The sequence below is a fragment of the Nocardia sp. PLKS1-43 genome, from assembly GCF_059510335.1.
This window is the reverse complement of sequence record NZ_JCAJZQ010000001.1, coordinates 98,058-113,112: the sequence shown is the minus strand read 5'-3', so window position 1 is coordinate 113,112 and position 15,055 is coordinate 98,058. Positions and strand designations below refer to the sequence as shown.

Genomic DNA, 15,055 nt, shown 5'->3' with positions numbered 1-15,055 from the left:
ACCGGCAATGACGCGGCAGGCCGGGGCGGGTCCTGTCGGACGCTCAGTGCGCGGGCACCGAAGCCTCCTGCTGACTCTCGGCGGCAGGCACCTCGACGCGCTCGATGCGACGCGGCATGATGAACGCGGCCAGCGCACCGATCAGCGCACCGACCATGCCGATCAGGAAGGCGACCCGGAAGCCGGTGTTCGTGTAGAAGCTCGCGCCCTGCATCATCTTGGTCACCTCCGGCGGGAACTTCGCCAGGTAGGAGTTGTTCAGCGTGGTGAACACCACCAGGGTCAGAATCGAGGAGATGACGCTCTGCATCGCGTTCACCACGCTCGAGGTGGTGGCCAGCAACTGCGGCGGAACCGCCTCGATGATGACGTTCGGGACCGAGGAGTACGCGAAGCCCAGGCCGATACCCCCGACGCCCATGAACACCATGATCAACAGCTTGTTGTCGTGGCTCATCGCCAGGAGCAGGAATCCGATCGCGACGATCAGCAGGCCCACGGCCAGCAGCACACGCGGCCGGACGCGACGCCCCATCAGGAAGCCGGTCAGCGCGCCGGCGAGGATCAGCGCGATGCTGTTGGGCGCCTGGAAAATGCCGAATCCCTTCGCGCTGACGCCGAATCCGTAGCCCAGGCCCAGGGTCTTGGGCGTCATGATGAGCATCGGCACCATCACGGTGAGCAGCGCACTGCCGCCGTAGGCGAACGAGGACGCGATCCCGGTCAGGTAGACCGGACGACGGCGCAGCACCCGCAGGTCGATCAGCGGTTCGGCGATCTTCGCGGCCGAAATCAGCCAGGCCACCAGCAGCACGATCCCGACGACGAGATAGGCCAGGGTCGAGGAGTTGGTCCAGCCCCAGGTGGGACCGAAACTGATGGCGACCATCACGCTGGCGATACCCGCGCCGAGCAGGATCGCACCCACCCAGTCGACCTTCGACCGCAGGCGGTGGGTGGATTCGGGAGTGCTGAGCAGGATCATGACGCCGAACACAGCCAGCGTGATCGTGAAGAACCAGAACAGGCTGCGCCAGCCGAACGAGGAGTCGATCAGCCAGCCGCCCAGGAACGGTGTGGCGATGGCGATGAGGCCCAATCCGGTGGTACACACGCTGACCGCCAGCGCGATCGTCTTGGGCGGGAAGACATCCCGGATCAGCGAATAGCTCAGGAATATCGCCGAGGCCAGGAAACCCGTCAGGCACCGGCCGACGATCAGCACGCTATAGGAGGGCGCGACCGCCGAGATGAGCGAACCGACAACGGAAAGGGCGACGCTGATCAGCAGGACGTTGCGCTTGCCGTAGACATCGGCGAGTTTGCCCAGCAGCGGTCCGGTGACCGCGCCGACGAGCAGGAACGCGGTGATCATCCACGCACCCTGGGTCGTGTGGAATTGCTTCGAGATCGCCGGGATGGCCATGGAGATCATGGCGTAACTGGCCGCCAGGACTTCCAGCAGCAGCATCATCGAAACAAGGGAAATGATCAGGCGTGGAGTCCAGCCGTCCTCGGTGTTGCCAGGTGATTCGCCATGCGTGACCACGTTGTCCATTGCCGAAATCCTTTCGAGCGGGTTCCGATGCATGTACGTCAACAGCGGAACGTAAGCCACATCACAGCTTGTGCCCGGTAGGTTGCCCCCTCCCCCTTCCACTCAGCGGAAACTGCGGCAGCCCCGATCCGGGTCCGATTTGTCCTCGCGAGGATCCCGCTGAGCGGGACATGGGGCGGCCCCGGACGAGTTCTCCGTCCGGGGCCGGGAAACCATGTCCGCCGATCAGGCGTTCACGGGCGCCTTCTTCACACTCTTGTCGAAACCGACGACATCCGCCAAGGTGCCGCCGAGGATGACCGCGCGCTCCTCGTCCGGGACGCCCCGGAAGTTGAACTCGATGCAGTCGTGACTACCGCGGAAGGTGCCCTCCGCGTGCGGGTAGTCGTTGCCCCACATGATCGTCGACATTCCGGTGATGTGCCGGGCCTGCACCGCGACCGGGTCGTCGGCGAACTGCACGTGGATTTGCCGCTGCAGGTATTCACTGGGCTTCAGTGGATAGGGCCAGCGGTCGTTGATGGCGAACAGCCGACCCATGGCCGGCTGGTCCTTGGGCGAGCGCGAGTCGTCCCAGAAGCCGAGCCACCAGTCACCGTCCTGGCCGATGCCGGTGCGCCAGGACTTGTCCATCATCCCGACGAACGAAACCAGCCATCCCGCACCGAATTCGGTGAGGTTGAAGTGCAGATCCGGGAACCGCTCGCACACGCCGCCGCCGATGAGCGAGGCGATGATCATCTGCGGGCTCGCCGAGGCGGTGTTACCGCCGCCCATCGTGCGGCCGGCGACCATGTCGTCGGTCAGCTGGCCCTTACCCATATTCATCGCGGTCATCAGGCCACGCACCGTGGTGGCGGTGTCGGAGACCTGCTCCTTGACATGCACCCCGCCGGTCGCGACGTGAAAGAACACTGCCAGACCGTTGGCCTGCGCGGCAGCCCAGACCGGGTCGTAGTCCCGCGACCAGTACGGCACCGGCGGGGTCTCGGGCAGCAGAATCGCCTTGATGCCCATCCGAGTGACCCGCTCGATCTCGGCGACCGCGTCGGGAATATCGGTCAGCGGGATCGCGGCGGTCGGACACATGCGGTCCTTATACGGCAGGTAGCGCTCGACGACATAGTCGTTCCACACCCGGGCGTGCGCCATGGACAGTTCGTGATCGTCGGTGAACAGCACGAACAGCGACAGGTTCGGGAACATCACCGAGGCGTCGACGCCGTCGAGGTCCATATCGCGGATGATGTTGTCCGGATCGCCGTCCGGCGTCCGGCCGCCGGTCTGCCGGTACTTGGAGATGGTCCAGCCGTCGAAGCCGATGGTGTGCAGCTTCTTGAACTCGGTGTGCCCGCCCTCCACGATCGGCTCGTCGAGGGTGAACTCCTCCTCCCACAGCGCTCGCTCGCGCATACTCTTCGGCAATCTGGTCTTGAACAGATCCACCGGCTCGATGATGTGCGTGTCGCCGGACACGACGAAATACTCCGCCACGAGGTACTCCTGGTTGTGCTTCTTTGGACTTGGACTCATGAATGAGACTCAGTGTCAGAGTAGATCCTGACACTCATTTAGGAAATGGAATCTCGAATGGTAACTTCGGGCCCATGGTCGGAACCTCCCGCACGAGACTCGTCGCCCGCGCCGCCGTGCGCGCGGCCTTGGGGCAGGCCGCCTTCGAGATCACTCGGGATCGCGGATTCCAGAACGTCACCGTGGACGACATGGCCGCCGCGGCCGGAGTGTCCCGCAGTACGCTGCTGCGCTACTTCGGCAGTAAGGAGGAGGCGGTGTTGAGCGCGTTCGACTCCCACGCCGCGCATTTCGCCGAGACCCTGCGCGCCCGGCCGGCCGGGGAGGACGACTGGACCGCGCTGCGCCGCGCCCTGCACGGCATCGCCGACTTCTACCTGCAGGATCCGGCCGGCGCGCTCGCATTCACCCAGCTCATCCTGCAGACTCCCGAGCTGTTCGGCAGACATCTGGAAACACAGCACAGCTGGCGGCCGGCCCTCACCGCGGCCCTGGCCGAACGCGCCGGCCTGACACCGGACCAGGTTCCGCTCGAGATGGCGGTCAAGGTCGCCGCGGCGGTCGGCTGCCTGACGATCGCGGTCGAACGCTGGGCCGCTTCCGGTGGAACCCTCGACCTGACGAAGCTGCTCGACGCGGGCTTCGACGCACTGGCCGCCGGGCACGACTCCGCCGGCCCAGGCCGGGCGGGCAGCCGCCGGACATCGGCGAGCCATCACGGCCGCCGGTCGACAGACCACACCTGAGCGGCCGCGCGGATCCGGCCACGAAGTCCAGCGTCGTCGCGGATCCGTTGCGGGACGGTCATACATGCCCTACGGCCTCGAAGGCGAGGTACACGCACACCCGTATCGGCGTGCGCGACCGTGATCATCCAATTGAGTGCCCTTATTGTAGGACAGGAGGTATGGTCGAGGCCGTGGTGGTCGCACCGTGAACGGAGTGAGCAATGGATCCACAGACGTACGAGAAGGGCCGGGAGATCCGGACCGCGGTGCTCGGCGAGGCCTATGTCGCCGCGGCCGCGGGTAACGCCGACGAATTCTCCGCCCCATTCCAAGACCTGGTCACCGAGTACTGCTGGGGTGCGGTATGGGGCCGCGAGGGACTCGCACCGAAAACCCGCAGCATGCTCAATCTCGCGATGATCGCCACGCTCAACCGCCCGCACGAGTTGCGCACCCACGTCAAGGGCGCGCTGACCAACGGCGTCACGCGCGAGGAGATCCGGGAGGTCTTCATGCAGGTCGCGATCTACGCGGGTGTTCCAGCGGCCGTGGACAGCTTCCGGATCGCCCGCGAGGCGTTCGCCGAGTACGACCAGGATGCGTGAGGGTATGGAGATCGGTTTCATCGGCCTGGGCAACATGGGCCTCCCGATGGCCCGCCGACTGGCCGCCGCGGGCCACGAACTGGTGGTCTACGACACCAGCGACGAGATCCTCCACGCGGCACAAGCTTTCGGCGCGATGGCGGCATCCTCGCCACGGGACGTGGCCGACCGGGCGGAGACGGTGCTGGCGAGCCTGCCCTCGTTGCAGGCCTCCACGGACGTGGCCACCGGCGCAGACGGCGTCGTCGCCGGTACCCGAATTCGCCGGTTCGTCGATCTTTCCACGGTGGGAAGCGCAGTCGCGCAACACAATCGGCGGCAGCTCGCCGCGCGGAACATCGCCGCGCTCGACGCACCGGTCAGCGGCGGGGTCAGCGGCGCGGCCAACGGAACCCTGGCCGTCATGGTGTCCGGCCCGCGCGATGCGTTCGAAGCCGTCGCCCCGGTGCTCGAGGTGCTCGGCCGGCCGATCTTCGTGAGTTCGAAACCCGGTGCCGCACAGACGATGAAGCTGCTCAACAACCTCATGGCAGCCACCACGCTCGCCGCAACCGCGGAGGTCATGGTGACGGGTGTGAAGGCCGGTCTGGATCCGCAGGTCATCCTCGACGTGCTCAATGCCGGTTCGGGCGCCACCCACGCCAGCCGCGACAAATTCCCCCGCGCGGTCCTGCCCCGCACCTTCGACTTCGGCTTCGCCACCGGCCTGATGGTCAAGGACATCCGGCTGTATCTGCAGGAGGCTCGGGCGATGGAGCTGCCGACGGGAGTGGCCGATGCCGTTGCGCAGCTGTGGGAAACGACGGTCGAGCGTGAAGGCCCGGAGTCCGATTTCACCTCGGTGGTGAAACCGGTGGAGGATGCGGCCGGGGTGATCGTCGGCGGCCCCATACCCTCGGTCACCGACCGAGTGCGCTGAACCGCTGGCGGCGAACGCATTTCGGCACGATTGCCGACGTACACAGTGGAACGGCCTGTGTGCTCACGGTTCCGATCTCGATCGGAACCGTGAGCACGCGTCGGCGTCTCGGCCGGTTCAGGCGCTCAGTGCTGCGCCTGGGCCCGTTCGCGTGCCTGTGCCCGGGGCAGGCCGAGATGATCACGCAGAGTTCTGCCCTCGTACTCGGTGCGGAACAGCCCGCGCCGCTGTAGCACCGGCACCACCAGCCGGACGAAATCCTCGAACGCGCCGGGCAGATGCGTTGCGGCGATGACGAATCCGTCGCATGCCTCGCCGAGGAACCATTCCTGCATCTGATCCGCGACCTGTTCGGCGGTGCCGACGAATCGCGGCCCCTGCAACAGGGTCGCACGATGTGCCGCGAGATCCCGCAGGGTGATGTCCTCCCGGCCGAGATGACGGCGCACACCCATCGCCAGGCCCCGGATTCCGGAGCTGGAGTCGATGATGTCCGGGGTGATGACGTCGTCGAGGTCGTGCCCGGAGAAGTCGTAGTTCAGCACCTCCGACAGCAGGGTCAGCGACGCCATCGGGTGCACGTACCGGTGCAGGAACAGCTGTTCCTTCTCCGCGGCGATGGCCTCGGTCTCCCCGACCACCACGTACGCCATCGGCAGGATCTTCACCTCCGAGGGATCGCGCCCGGCGGCCGCGATCTGCGCCCGCTGCTCGCGGTAATGCTGTTGTGCGACATCGATTCCGGGCGCCGCGGTGAACAGCAGATCAGCCCACTGCGCGGCGAATTCGCGCCCGCGTCCGGACTGCCCGGCCTGCAACAGCGTCGGCCTGCCCTGCGGTGTGCGCGGCACGGTCAGCGGCCCACGCACGTCGAACCACTCGCCGTGGTGGTCGATCTCGTGCACCTTGTCCGGGTCGGCGAACAGGCCCTTCTCCTGGTCCATGATCAACGCGTCGTCCTCCCAGGAGTCCCACAGCGCGCTGACCGCTTCGAGGAACTCCTCGGCCCGGTCGTATCGCTCGTCGTGCTCGAGGTGCTGGTCCACGCCGAAGTTCTGCGCCTCGGAGTCGTTGACGGAGGTGACCACATTCCACGCCGCACGGCCGCCGGAAAGGTGGTCCAGGGTGGCGAAGGTGCGGGCCACGTGGAACGGCGGATAGTAGGTGGTCGAGTAGGTGGCCCCCACCCCGATTCTGCTTGTGGCGCCGATGATTCCACCGAGGATGGCGGTCAGATCGAGCTTGATCGGGCGCGCGCCGTAACGCACCGCCTCGATGACCGAATCGCCGTAGACGCCGGGCATGGCCAGGCGGTCGTCGAAGAAGACGAGATCGAACTTGCCCTGTTCCAGGGTTCGCGCGACGCGCAGGTAGTACTCGAGTTCCAGGAACGACAGATCCGCGGACGGATACCGCCAGGACCCCGAGTAGACGGTAACGTTACCGGCCTGCATGAACCCGACCAGGGTCATCTGCCGCCGCGGCTCGGATGTGGTCATGGGAGATTTTCCTTTCGGTCAGAGTCCGAACAGGTCGGCCCTGCGGGTGATGTTGTCGGCGTGCCGCAGATGCGCTGCGTCCACGAGCATTCCGTCCAGTGCGCTCGCGCCGCGGCCGGAGGTTTCGGCCGCGTGATAGGCCTCGACGACCTCGCGCGCGTGCGCGATCTCCTCGGGTGTGGGGCTGAACGCCCTATTGGCGATCTCGACCTGACTCGGGTGGATGGCCCATTTGCCCGCATAACCCATCGCACCGGCCCGATCGCAGGCCACGCCGTAGGCTTGCGGGTCCTGATAGTTGGGGAACGGTGCGTCGATCGCGTCGACACCGGCCGCGCGTGCCGCGACCACGACCCGGGCCCGCGCGTACCCCCAGAAGTCGCCCGGAAAGTCGATCAGCGGATCGAAATTGGTGTCCACGCGGGCGCCCTGTGAGGCCGAGAAGTCACCGGCGCCGAAGATGATCGCCTCCAAACGGTCACTCGCGCGGGCGATCTCATCGACGTTCTGCAATCCCTCGGTTTCCTCGATGAGCACCTCGAGACCGATCCGCTTGGTCAGGCCCAGCTGTTCCTCGAGCTGGGTGAGCAGAACGTCGACCCACCACACGTCCCGGGCCGAACGAGCCTTCGGGATGATGATGATGTCCAGCGCCTCGCGGGCGCCGGTGACGACCTCGATGATGTCCCCGTAAGCCCAGCGGGTGTCGATGCCGTTCATCCGGATCGCGCGAACCGTTGTGCCCCAATCGAGTTCGCGCAGCGCCTTGACGACCTTGCCGCGCGCCGCCTCGCGCTCGGACGGGAGGGTCGCATCCTCCAGATCCAGGAACACCAGATCCGCGCCGGATTCGATCGCCTTGGTGAACATCCAGTCGTTACTTGCGGGAGTAGCCAGTTCCGACCGGCGAGCCCGAACGGTCATGAGTGCACCTTCCTTTCGATTGTCGTGAGGTTGAAGTGATTACGGGACTCCGATTCTGGAGATGAATGACTCTCAGATGACGCCGTCGTCCTTCAGTCGGCGGTATCGGTCCTCGTCGAGACCGAGCAGATCGCGGTAGATCTCCTCGTTGTGCTCGCCCAGCCCCGGTCCCAGGTGATCGACCCGCCCGGCGGTATCGGAGAAGCGCGGTACCGGCCCCTGCACCGTCATAGCGCCCAGATCCGGATCGGGATGTGAGGTGTACACGCCGCGCGCGCGCATCTGTGGATCGGCCAGCAGCTGAGTCGCGTCGTAGACCGGCGCGGCGGCGACCTCGGCCTCCTCGAAGACCGTCATAGCCTCATCGAGGGTTCGTTCGGCGATCCAGTCCGCCATGATCTTGTCGATCTGCGCCGCATTGGCCAGGCGCTGCTGTGCCTCGGCGAAACGCGGATCGGTGGTCAGATCCGCGCGCCCAACCGCCCGCAGGGCGCGCATCGCGATGGTCGGCGCGCTGCCGGACATCGCCAGCCAGTGCCCGTCCTTGGTCCGATAGGTATTGCGCGGGGCGCTGATATCCCAGCGATTGCCGGTTCTCGTTGTCACGGAACCGGTTTGGTCGTAGGTCAGCACCGGCTGTTCGATCAGCCGGGCCAGGGGTTCGATCAGGTTGACATCGATGAGCTGACCGTCCGCACCGTGAACGTCCCGGTGGTACAGCGCCATCATCACCGCATAGGTCGCGGTCAGCGCCGCGACACCGTCGGCGAGCATGAAGGACGGCAGCGTCGGCGGGCCGTCGGGATGTCCGGTGAGATGGGCGAATCCGCTCATCGCCTCGCCCAGGGTGCCGAATCCGGGCCGGTCGCTCTTGGGGCCGCCGGCGCCGAATCCGGTGACGTGCACCATCACCAGCCCCGGGTTCTCCGCCTTCATCCGGGCGTAGTCCAGTTCCCAGCGCTCGAGCGTACTGGGACGCAGGTTCATCACCAGCACATCGGCCTCGCGAGCCAGCGCGCGCAGCATGTCGCGGCCCGCCTCGTGGCGCAGGTTCAGGGTGATCGATTTCTTGTTGCGCCCCAGGCTCTTCCACATCAGCCCGATGCCGTCCTTCTGCGTTCCCCACTGACGCAGCGGATCACCGCCCTCAGGTTGCTCGATCTTGATCACCTCAGCGCCGAACTCGGCCATCCAGGTGGCCACGAGCGGACCGGCGGCGAGGGTGGCCGCATCGATCACCCTGAGTCCCGACAGCGGGCCTTCGGACATGGGGGCCTTCCTCTCGCTGATCATTGATGTAAACGCTTACATCGCGAATTGAGTACACCATTAGTGCACAAGTAGCGTCAAGGGCACGGGTAATCTGATCTACAGTGGCGATACCCGAGAGAACAGTGAACTGAATGAAGTCAAGAGATCCGGGGATGACCGCTCGGCGGTGCGGTGGAACCGCCCAGGCGGAACTCCGGCGTGATCAGATGCCGATCGGCGGCGAGTTCGACACCGGATTCGCGGGCGTCGAGAGCCTCCGACAGCAGGCGCGCGGCCGTGCGCGCCAGCTCCGCATAGGACACCCGAAGCGTGGTCAGCGACGGATTGCTCAATGCGAACCACTCCGGATCGCCGTACACGATGAGCGACAGCTCGTCCGGGACGCGATATCCGCCGGCGCGCACGACCTCTGCCGCCCCCACCGACAACGCACCGCCCCCGACCAGCAGGGCGGTCGGCGGCTTCGGCAGCGCCAGCAGCTCGGCGGTCGCCGCCCGCCCGTTCTCCCTGGTCGGTTCGAGCAGCCGCGTCGGCATCCGATCCGGATCCAGTCCGGCCAGCTCCATCCCCCGCAGCACCGCCCGCAGCCGGATCGCGCCGTGCGAGAGCTCGTGCGGTGTCCCCAGGTAGGCGATATCGCTGTGCCCGAGCCCGGCGAGATGCCCGACGGCGTCGATCATCGCCTGCTCGTCATCGCTGAACACACCCGGCGCGCGGATGCCACAGGCGCGGTGCAGTTCGACGACCGGCATCGTCCCGAGGATGGCCCGGGATTCCTCGAGAATCCCCGCGCTCGGCGAAATGATCAGTCCCGCAACACGACTCGCGGTCATCTCACGCAACTGGCGCAGCTCGCGTTCGGGATCGTTCTCGGTGATGGTCAGGATCATCTGCGTGCCGCCGGTGGACAGCAGGCGGGCACACTCCGCCGCCACCGTGGAGTATGCGGGAGTGTCGACGTACGGGACGACGAAGCCGACGAACGCCCGGCTCCGGGACGCCGACAGACCTTTCGCCAGCCGATTCGGAACATACCCGCGGGCCGCGGCATGCGATCTGATGCGCTCGGCCTGCTCCGGGCGCACGGCCGGGCTGCCGTTGAGCGCACGCGACACCGTGGCCGTCGAGACGCCCAGCTCACGAGCCAGGTCGACGACCCCGACCGAATCGGAGCGTGCCCGCTTGCCCACAGTCCAACCTCGCATCCGAATGCAACGCCCCACTGCGCTGTTCCGTCACACCAGCATGGCATATGCCCGTCCGCAACCACCCGCACCGGAAATCAAGGAGCTCCCCGATGACGAAGCCGCCCACCCCGAATCGCACCGCGACTCCCACCCTGTCGTTCATCGACGGCGCCTCGCGCGAGTCGAGCGCCTGGTACCCGAACATCGATCCCTCGACCGGCGAGCCGCTCGGCGATATCGCGCGCGGGGGCGCGGCGGAGATCGACGAGGCGGTCCGAGCCGCGCGCCGGGCCTTTCCGGCCTGGCGACGCACCACCCCCGAGCATCGAGCGCAGCTGCTGTGCGAATTGAGTTCCCTGATCCTGCGCAATCTCGAGGCGCTGGCCCGACTGGAGAGCGAGGACTCCGGAAAACCGTTGTCCCAGGCCCGAAACGACGTTCGCGTCTGCGCTCGGTACTTCCGGTTCTATGGCCAGGCCATCGAGTCCTACTACGGCCTGACGATTCCGCTGCGGCCCGATCTGCACGTGTACACCCGGCGCGAGCCGCACGGGGTGACCGGGCACATCGTCGCCTGGAACTATCCGCTGCAACTGTTCGCCCGCGGTGTCGCGCCCGCGATAGCGACCGGCAACTGCGCGGTGGTCAAACCCGCCGATGAGACGCCGCGCTCGGCGGTGTTCGTGGCCGCTTTGGCGATCGAGGCCGGATTCGCGCCCGGTGTGCTGAACGTCGTCACCGGCCTGGGGCCCGAAGCTGGTGACGCACTGGCCAATCATCCGGGCGTGGACCATCTCGGATTCGTCGGCTCGACCCGGGTCGGGAGTATCGTCGCGGCAGCGGCCGCCGAGCGGGTGTCGCCGGTGGTGCTGGAACTCGGCGGAAAATCGGCGCAGCTCGTCTTCGGGGACGCCGATCTGGACAAGGCCGCTCAGGTCGTGGCCTCGGCGATCCTGCAGAACGCCGGGCAGACCTGTTCGGCGGGCTCCCGTGTCCTGGTGCACGAGAGCGTTCACCAGGAGCTGCTGAGCCGTCTGGTGACTCGCTTCGAGGGCGTGACGATAGGTCCCGCGGTACAGGACCACGATCTGGGCCCGCTGGTCTCGCGCAAACAGCAGGAGCGAGTGCGGGGATACGTGGAATCCGTTGCGCCCCAGCAGATTATCTACGGCGGACGGATCGCCGAGCCCCGCGGGATCACGAACGGAGCGTACTTCATGCCCACCCTCGTCGACGGGGTCGATCCGCATTCTCCGATCGCCCAGGAGGAGATCTTCGGCCCGGTCCTGACCGTCATGCCATTCGCCGACGACGAGGAGGCGATCGCCTTGGCCAACGGCACCGATTACGCACTGCTCGGCGCGATCTGGACCACCGACCTGTCCCGCGCCCACCGCATCGCGGCCGAATTGGAGGCCGGTCAGGTGTATATCAACACCTACGGCGCGGGCGGCGGCGTCGAATTGCCCTTCGGCGGATTCCGCAAATCCGGGTACGGCCGAGAGAAAGGTGTGGAAGCACTCGATTCCTACACCGCCACGAAGACGGTCGTGGTCCAGATCTGACCCCGACCGGCCTGTCTTGTCACGGCGACCCCGGCGACGGCTACAAACTCGCCGACTACGCCCGCACCGATGGTCACCGGCTCCCGCCACTGGTACCGACCCTGCCCCAGACCCTGGAACTGCAAGCCCTGACCCGCCAGCGCGGCGACCACCTCGAGATGCGCATCGCCGCGGTCAACCAGCTCGCCGCCCTGCTCGATCAGCATTGGCCCGGCGGGAAAACCGTTTTCGCGCAACTGCATTCGCAGATCGCCCTCGACTTCCTGGACCGCTACCCGACCCCACAGGCCGCCACTGGGCTCACCCCGCGAAGATCGAGCAGTTCTGCCGGCGTCGCGGCTACAGCGGCCGCCGCAGCGGTGCCGAACTGCTGGCCCGGCTGCAGTCCGCGCCCGTCGCGGCCAGCCGACTCGGCGAACCCATCGTCGCCGGGCTGGTGCGTGCTCGAGCCGGACTCGTACGCTCGATCCAGGCCGGCATCGGCGCCCTGGACGCGGTGATCGCCGAGGCGGTCACCGCCCACCCATACGCGCAATTGCTGGCCGATCTGCCGCGTGTCGGCACGCTGAACCTGGCACAGATCATCGGCGAGGTCGGACCCGCCCTCGAGCGCGCCACCAGCTTCGAGCAACTCGCCGCCGAGACCGGAATCGCCCCGGTCACCCGCGCGTCGGGCAAAACCCACACCGTCGCGTTCCGCTTCGCCACCAACCGCCGCGCCCGTCTGGCCCTGGTCATCTGGATCGACAACAGCCGACGCGCCGCCCCGTGGGCCCAGCAGCGCTACACCCAGGCCCGCACTCGCGGGCAACGCCACCCGCACGCGATCCGCACCCTCGGACGCGCCTGGCTGCGCATCATCCGGGCCTGCTGGCGCACCAAAACCGCCTACAACCCCGACCGTCGACACGCGACCGAACAGACTGCACGGCCGCCGGGATGGTGTCGAACTTCGGCTCGAACGCGTCTAGCTCGTCGACGGGCACCCCGGTATAACCGGAGTACTCGTCGCCTAGTGCTGCGTTCCTAAATGATCATGTATTTTGTTGTGCGTCTTGTTGGTTCGGGTGTGATGGGGTGGGTTCTGCCGAAGGTGCTGGTCGCGCGTCCTGCACGGGATGTGGTGGAGGAGCGGAAGATTCGTAAACTCGCGGGAGCTCGGCATGCTCCGGGTGATTGGATTCGTCGGCCGCGGTCGTGGACGACGAGCAAGGACCCGTACTTCGTCCCAAAAGAACCCACATCGTCGGTCTCTACACGCAGCCACCGGCCGGGGCCACGGTAGTCTGCGCCGACGAGCTGGGCCCGGTCTCGCCCCGCACCTTCGGACCCGTCCCGGGCTGGTCGGTCGATGGACACCGAATCAAAGCGCCCCTGGAATATTCGCGTGGTCCGGACAAGATCTGGGTCTACGGATCGATCCGCGTCCGCGACGGCCAAGCCGTCATGCTCACCGCCGGCTCACGCAATGGACCGTTCCCGGTTCGGTGGACACGCGGTTGAAAGTCGCTCGGTAGCACGGGAGTTCGTAGGTGGGTCCGACGCGGCGCAGTTTCACCGAGGAGTACAAGGCGCAGGCGGTAGCATTCGTTTTGTACGAGGGTCGCCCGGTGGTCGAGGTGGCACGCGATATCGGCGTGCACGAGATGACGTTGAGGAAATGGGTGAAGAAGGCAAAGGAATCCGGGCCTGGGGATGATTCTCCGGATCGGGGGTTGTCCGACTCGGAGCGGGCCGAGTTGGAGCGTTTGCGTGCGGAGAACGCGGAGCTGAAGATGCAGGTCGCGTTCGCAAAAAAAGTTGCGCCTGGTTCGCGAAAGACCAGCGGTGAAATTCGCCGCGATCGCGGACTGGGCGGAATCAGGGGAATTCGATCGGCTTCATGTGCTGCGAGCTCGGTGTGTCACGATCGGGGTACTACGCCTGGCGCGGACACGAGGTGTCGGGCCGGGACCGCGAGGATGCGGCGCTGATGTCGCTGATCCGCGCCATCCACGACAAGCTGCGGGGCAACCCGGGTGTGCGGCGGGTGCATGCGGCGCTGGTCGCGGCCGGGCATCGGGTGGCGCGTAAGCGGGTGTGGCGGTTGATGCGGGCCGCCGGCCTGCGCGGGAGGCATCCGAAGGCGTTCCGGCGTACCATGATCCACGGCAGCAGCCCGGTCGGGGCGCCGGACCTGATCGGCCGCGACTTCACAGTCGGCGGCGGTGCCGGGCGCCGCTGGTGCGGCGACATCACATATGTGAAGACGTGGGCCCTCCGTGACCTCGGGTGTTGCGACCACCGGTTGAACCTGAGCAATACACGTCAAAGTAATTCGACGCTTACTGCCGTCGGAACGGTATCCGGCGGTCGCTTGGCCGCACCGGTTCTGCTTCGATAATGCCGTCTCGGAATCGCTGTTCGCGACCTATAAGAAGGAACTGATCCATACCCGACCTTGGCCGACACTCGACTCGGTGCGGCGGGCGGCGTCCTATGGCTTGCCGTTACGGCTGAGCGGTCAGATCCACCGCAGATACGAAGGTCGTGGCGGAGGGGGAACGTTCACCTCGCTCTTCTCGGGCGAGGCCGCCGGTGCGGCCGGCGCCACCAAGCCGTCGGCAGCCGCAAACGCGTTCGTGAATGCTCCGCATGTTGCATCCACGACCGGCTCGCCGACGGGGACAGCTTGTTCGTCTCCTCGCTCGCCCGTCGGTACTCGGGCAAGCCTGGCATACAAGGACGGGTTCGATGGCCGAGACCATCAGCTGATGTCGCAGAAGCGTTGCAAGAGTTGAAGATCGTCCAGAAGGCCGAATGCGAAGCACTGGGCATCCCCTGGACCGACGATCGATTGATCGCCGTCCATCAGGACGGCACGCCGATCCGGCCCGCGTGGTACAGCGACGAGTTCCAACGCCTGCGCGAACGCGCCGGACTGCGCCGCATCATGCTCAAGGGGCTACGCAACACATCGGTGTCGATGATGCTCGCCCGCGGTGTCCCGGCACCAACCGTCGCCGCATGGCACGGCCACGACCCGACAGTCTCACTCAGAACCTACAACCAAACCCACCCCGACGACCTGCGAGCCGCAGGATCCGCGCTGTTCAGAGGCGACGAGAACGACCTCACCGTCCGTTGGCACACTGTTGGCACAGTGAACGGTGTTAATCAAAAAATGAACAAAGTCAGCCCCGGTGAAAACCGGGGCTGATCTGCCTTTTCTTCGGTGCGCGATACTGGGATTGAACCAGTGACCTCTTCCGTGTCAGAGAGATGG

At 66.4% G+C, this 15,055-nt stretch carries 15 protein-coding genes; 9 read left to right on the top strand and 6 right to left on the bottom strand.

The genetic code is table 11. The features are described 5' to 3' along the window. Positions 1–43: 43 nt before the first annotated feature. Together AC5WS7_RS00490 and AC5WS7_RS00485 are read right to left on the bottom strand one after the other, a co-directional pair. Positions 44–1,558: an MFS transporter gene (locus AC5WS7_RS00490; protein WP_495952312.1), complete on the bottom strand. Its 1,515-nt coding sequence runs from the start codon at positions 1,556–1,558 to the stop codon at positions 44–46. Positions 1,559–1,783: 225 nt separating this feature from the next. Further along, positions 1,784–3,091: an amidohydrolase family protein gene (locus AC5WS7_RS00485; protein ID WP_495952311.1), complete on the bottom strand. Its 1,308-nt coding sequence runs from the start codon at positions 3,089–3,091 to the stop codon at positions 1,784–1,786. Positions 3,092–3,165: 74 nt separating this feature from the next. Between AC5WS7_RS00485 and AC5WS7_RS00480 the strand changes: the two genes are divergently transcribed. From AC5WS7_RS00480 to AC5WS7_RS00470, 3 genes are all read left to right on the top strand, one after another. Further along, the gene (locus tag AC5WS7_RS00480) at positions 3,166–3,837 is read left to right on the top strand and encodes an acyl-CoA-like ligand-binding transcription factor (RefSeq protein ID WP_495952310.1); all 672 of its coding nucleotides are present in this window, start codon (positions 3,166–3,168) and stop codon (positions 3,835–3,837) included. Between the two features lie 203 nt (positions 3,838–4,040). Then, a complete protein-coding gene (locus tag AC5WS7_RS00475; RefSeq protein ID WP_495952309.1) occupies positions 4,041–4,424 on the top strand; it encodes a carboxymuconolactone decarboxylase family protein in 384 nt (127 codons plus the stop codon). Positions 4,425–4,428: 4 nt separating this feature from the next. Continuing rightward, positions 4,429–5,343, top strand: a complete 915-nt coding sequence (locus AC5WS7_RS00470) for an NAD(P)-dependent oxidoreductase (RefSeq protein ID WP_495952308.1) — start codon at positions 4,429–4,431, stop codon at positions 5,341–5,343. A 125-nt stretch (positions 5,344–5,468) separates the two neighbouring features. Here the strand turns inward: AC5WS7_RS00470 and AC5WS7_RS00465 are convergent, their stop codons facing one another. The 4 genes from AC5WS7_RS00465 to AC5WS7_RS00450 all read right to left on the bottom strand — a co-directional run bounded on the left by AC5WS7_RS00465 (position 5,469) and on the right by AC5WS7_RS00450 (position 10,228). After that, complete coding sequence (locus tag AC5WS7_RS00465) at positions 5,469–6,842, bottom strand: LLM class flavin-dependent oxidoreductase (protein WP_495952307.1); 1,374 nt, start codon at positions 6,840–6,842, stop codon at positions 5,469–5,471. An 18-nt stretch (positions 6,843–6,860) separates the two neighbouring features. Beyond that, on the bottom strand, positions 6,861–7,766 hold the full coding sequence (locus tag AC5WS7_RS00460; RefSeq protein WP_495952306.1) for an HpcH/HpaI aldolase/citrate lyase family protein: 906 nt from the start codon (positions 7,764–7,766) through the stop codon (positions 6,861–6,863). A 72-nt stretch (positions 7,767–7,838) separates the two neighbouring features. Further along, a complete protein-coding gene (locus AC5WS7_RS00455) occupies positions 7,839–9,035 on the bottom strand; it encodes a CaiB/BaiF CoA transferase family protein (RefSeq protein ID WP_495952305.1) in 1,197 nt (398 codons plus the stop codon). A 140-nt stretch (positions 9,036–9,175) separates the two neighbouring features. Continuing rightward, positions 9,176–10,228 carry a LacI family DNA-binding transcriptional regulator gene (locus tag AC5WS7_RS00450; protein WP_495952304.1) on the bottom strand — a complete coding sequence of 351 codons (1,053 nt, stop codon included), beginning with the start codon at positions 10,226–10,228 and terminating at the stop codon, positions 9,176–9,178. A 107-nt stretch (positions 10,229–10,335) separates the two neighbouring features. Here AC5WS7_RS00450 and AC5WS7_RS00445 point away from each other — a divergent pair, with 107 nt between their 5' ends. From AC5WS7_RS00445 to AC5WS7_RS00420, 6 genes are all read left to right on the top strand, one after another. Then, on the top strand, positions 10,336–11,790 hold the full coding sequence (locus tag AC5WS7_RS00445) for an aldehyde dehydrogenase family protein (RefSeq protein WP_495952303.1): 1,455 nt from the start codon (positions 10,336–10,338) through the stop codon (positions 11,788–11,790). After that, positions 11,688–12,290 carry an IS110 family transposase gene (locus AC5WS7_RS00440; protein WP_495953695.1) on the top strand — a complete coding sequence of 201 codons (603 nt, stop codon included), beginning with the start codon at positions 11,688–11,690 and terminating at the stop codon, positions 12,288–12,290. The genes AC5WS7_RS00445 and AC5WS7_RS00440 overlap by 103 nt, the downstream gene beginning before the upstream one ends. Next, positions 12,227–12,820 (top strand): transposase, encoded by a 594-nt coding sequence (locus tag AC5WS7_RS00435; protein WP_495952302.1) that lies wholly within the window; start codon positions 12,227–12,229, stop codon positions 12,818–12,820. Before AC5WS7_RS00440 ends, AC5WS7_RS00435 begins: the two co-directional genes overlap by 64 nt. Before the next feature lie 502 nt (positions 12,821–13,322). After that, a complete protein-coding gene (locus AC5WS7_RS00430) occupies positions 13,323–13,763 on the top strand; it encodes a transposase (protein WP_495952301.1) in 441 nt (146 codons plus the stop codon). After that, on the top strand, positions 13,691–14,173 hold the full coding sequence (locus AC5WS7_RS00425) for an IS3 family transposase (protein ID WP_495952300.1): 483 nt from the start codon (positions 13,691–13,693) through the stop codon (positions 14,171–14,173). The genes AC5WS7_RS00430 and AC5WS7_RS00425 overlap by 73 nt, the downstream gene beginning before the upstream one ends. Positions 14,174–14,566: 393 nt before the next feature. Further along, entirely contained in the window at positions 14,567–14,989 is a 423-nt protein-coding gene (locus tag AC5WS7_RS00420) for a hypothetical protein (RefSeq protein WP_495952299.1), read from the top strand. The last annotated feature ends 66 nt before the right edge of the window (positions 14,990–15,055 follow it).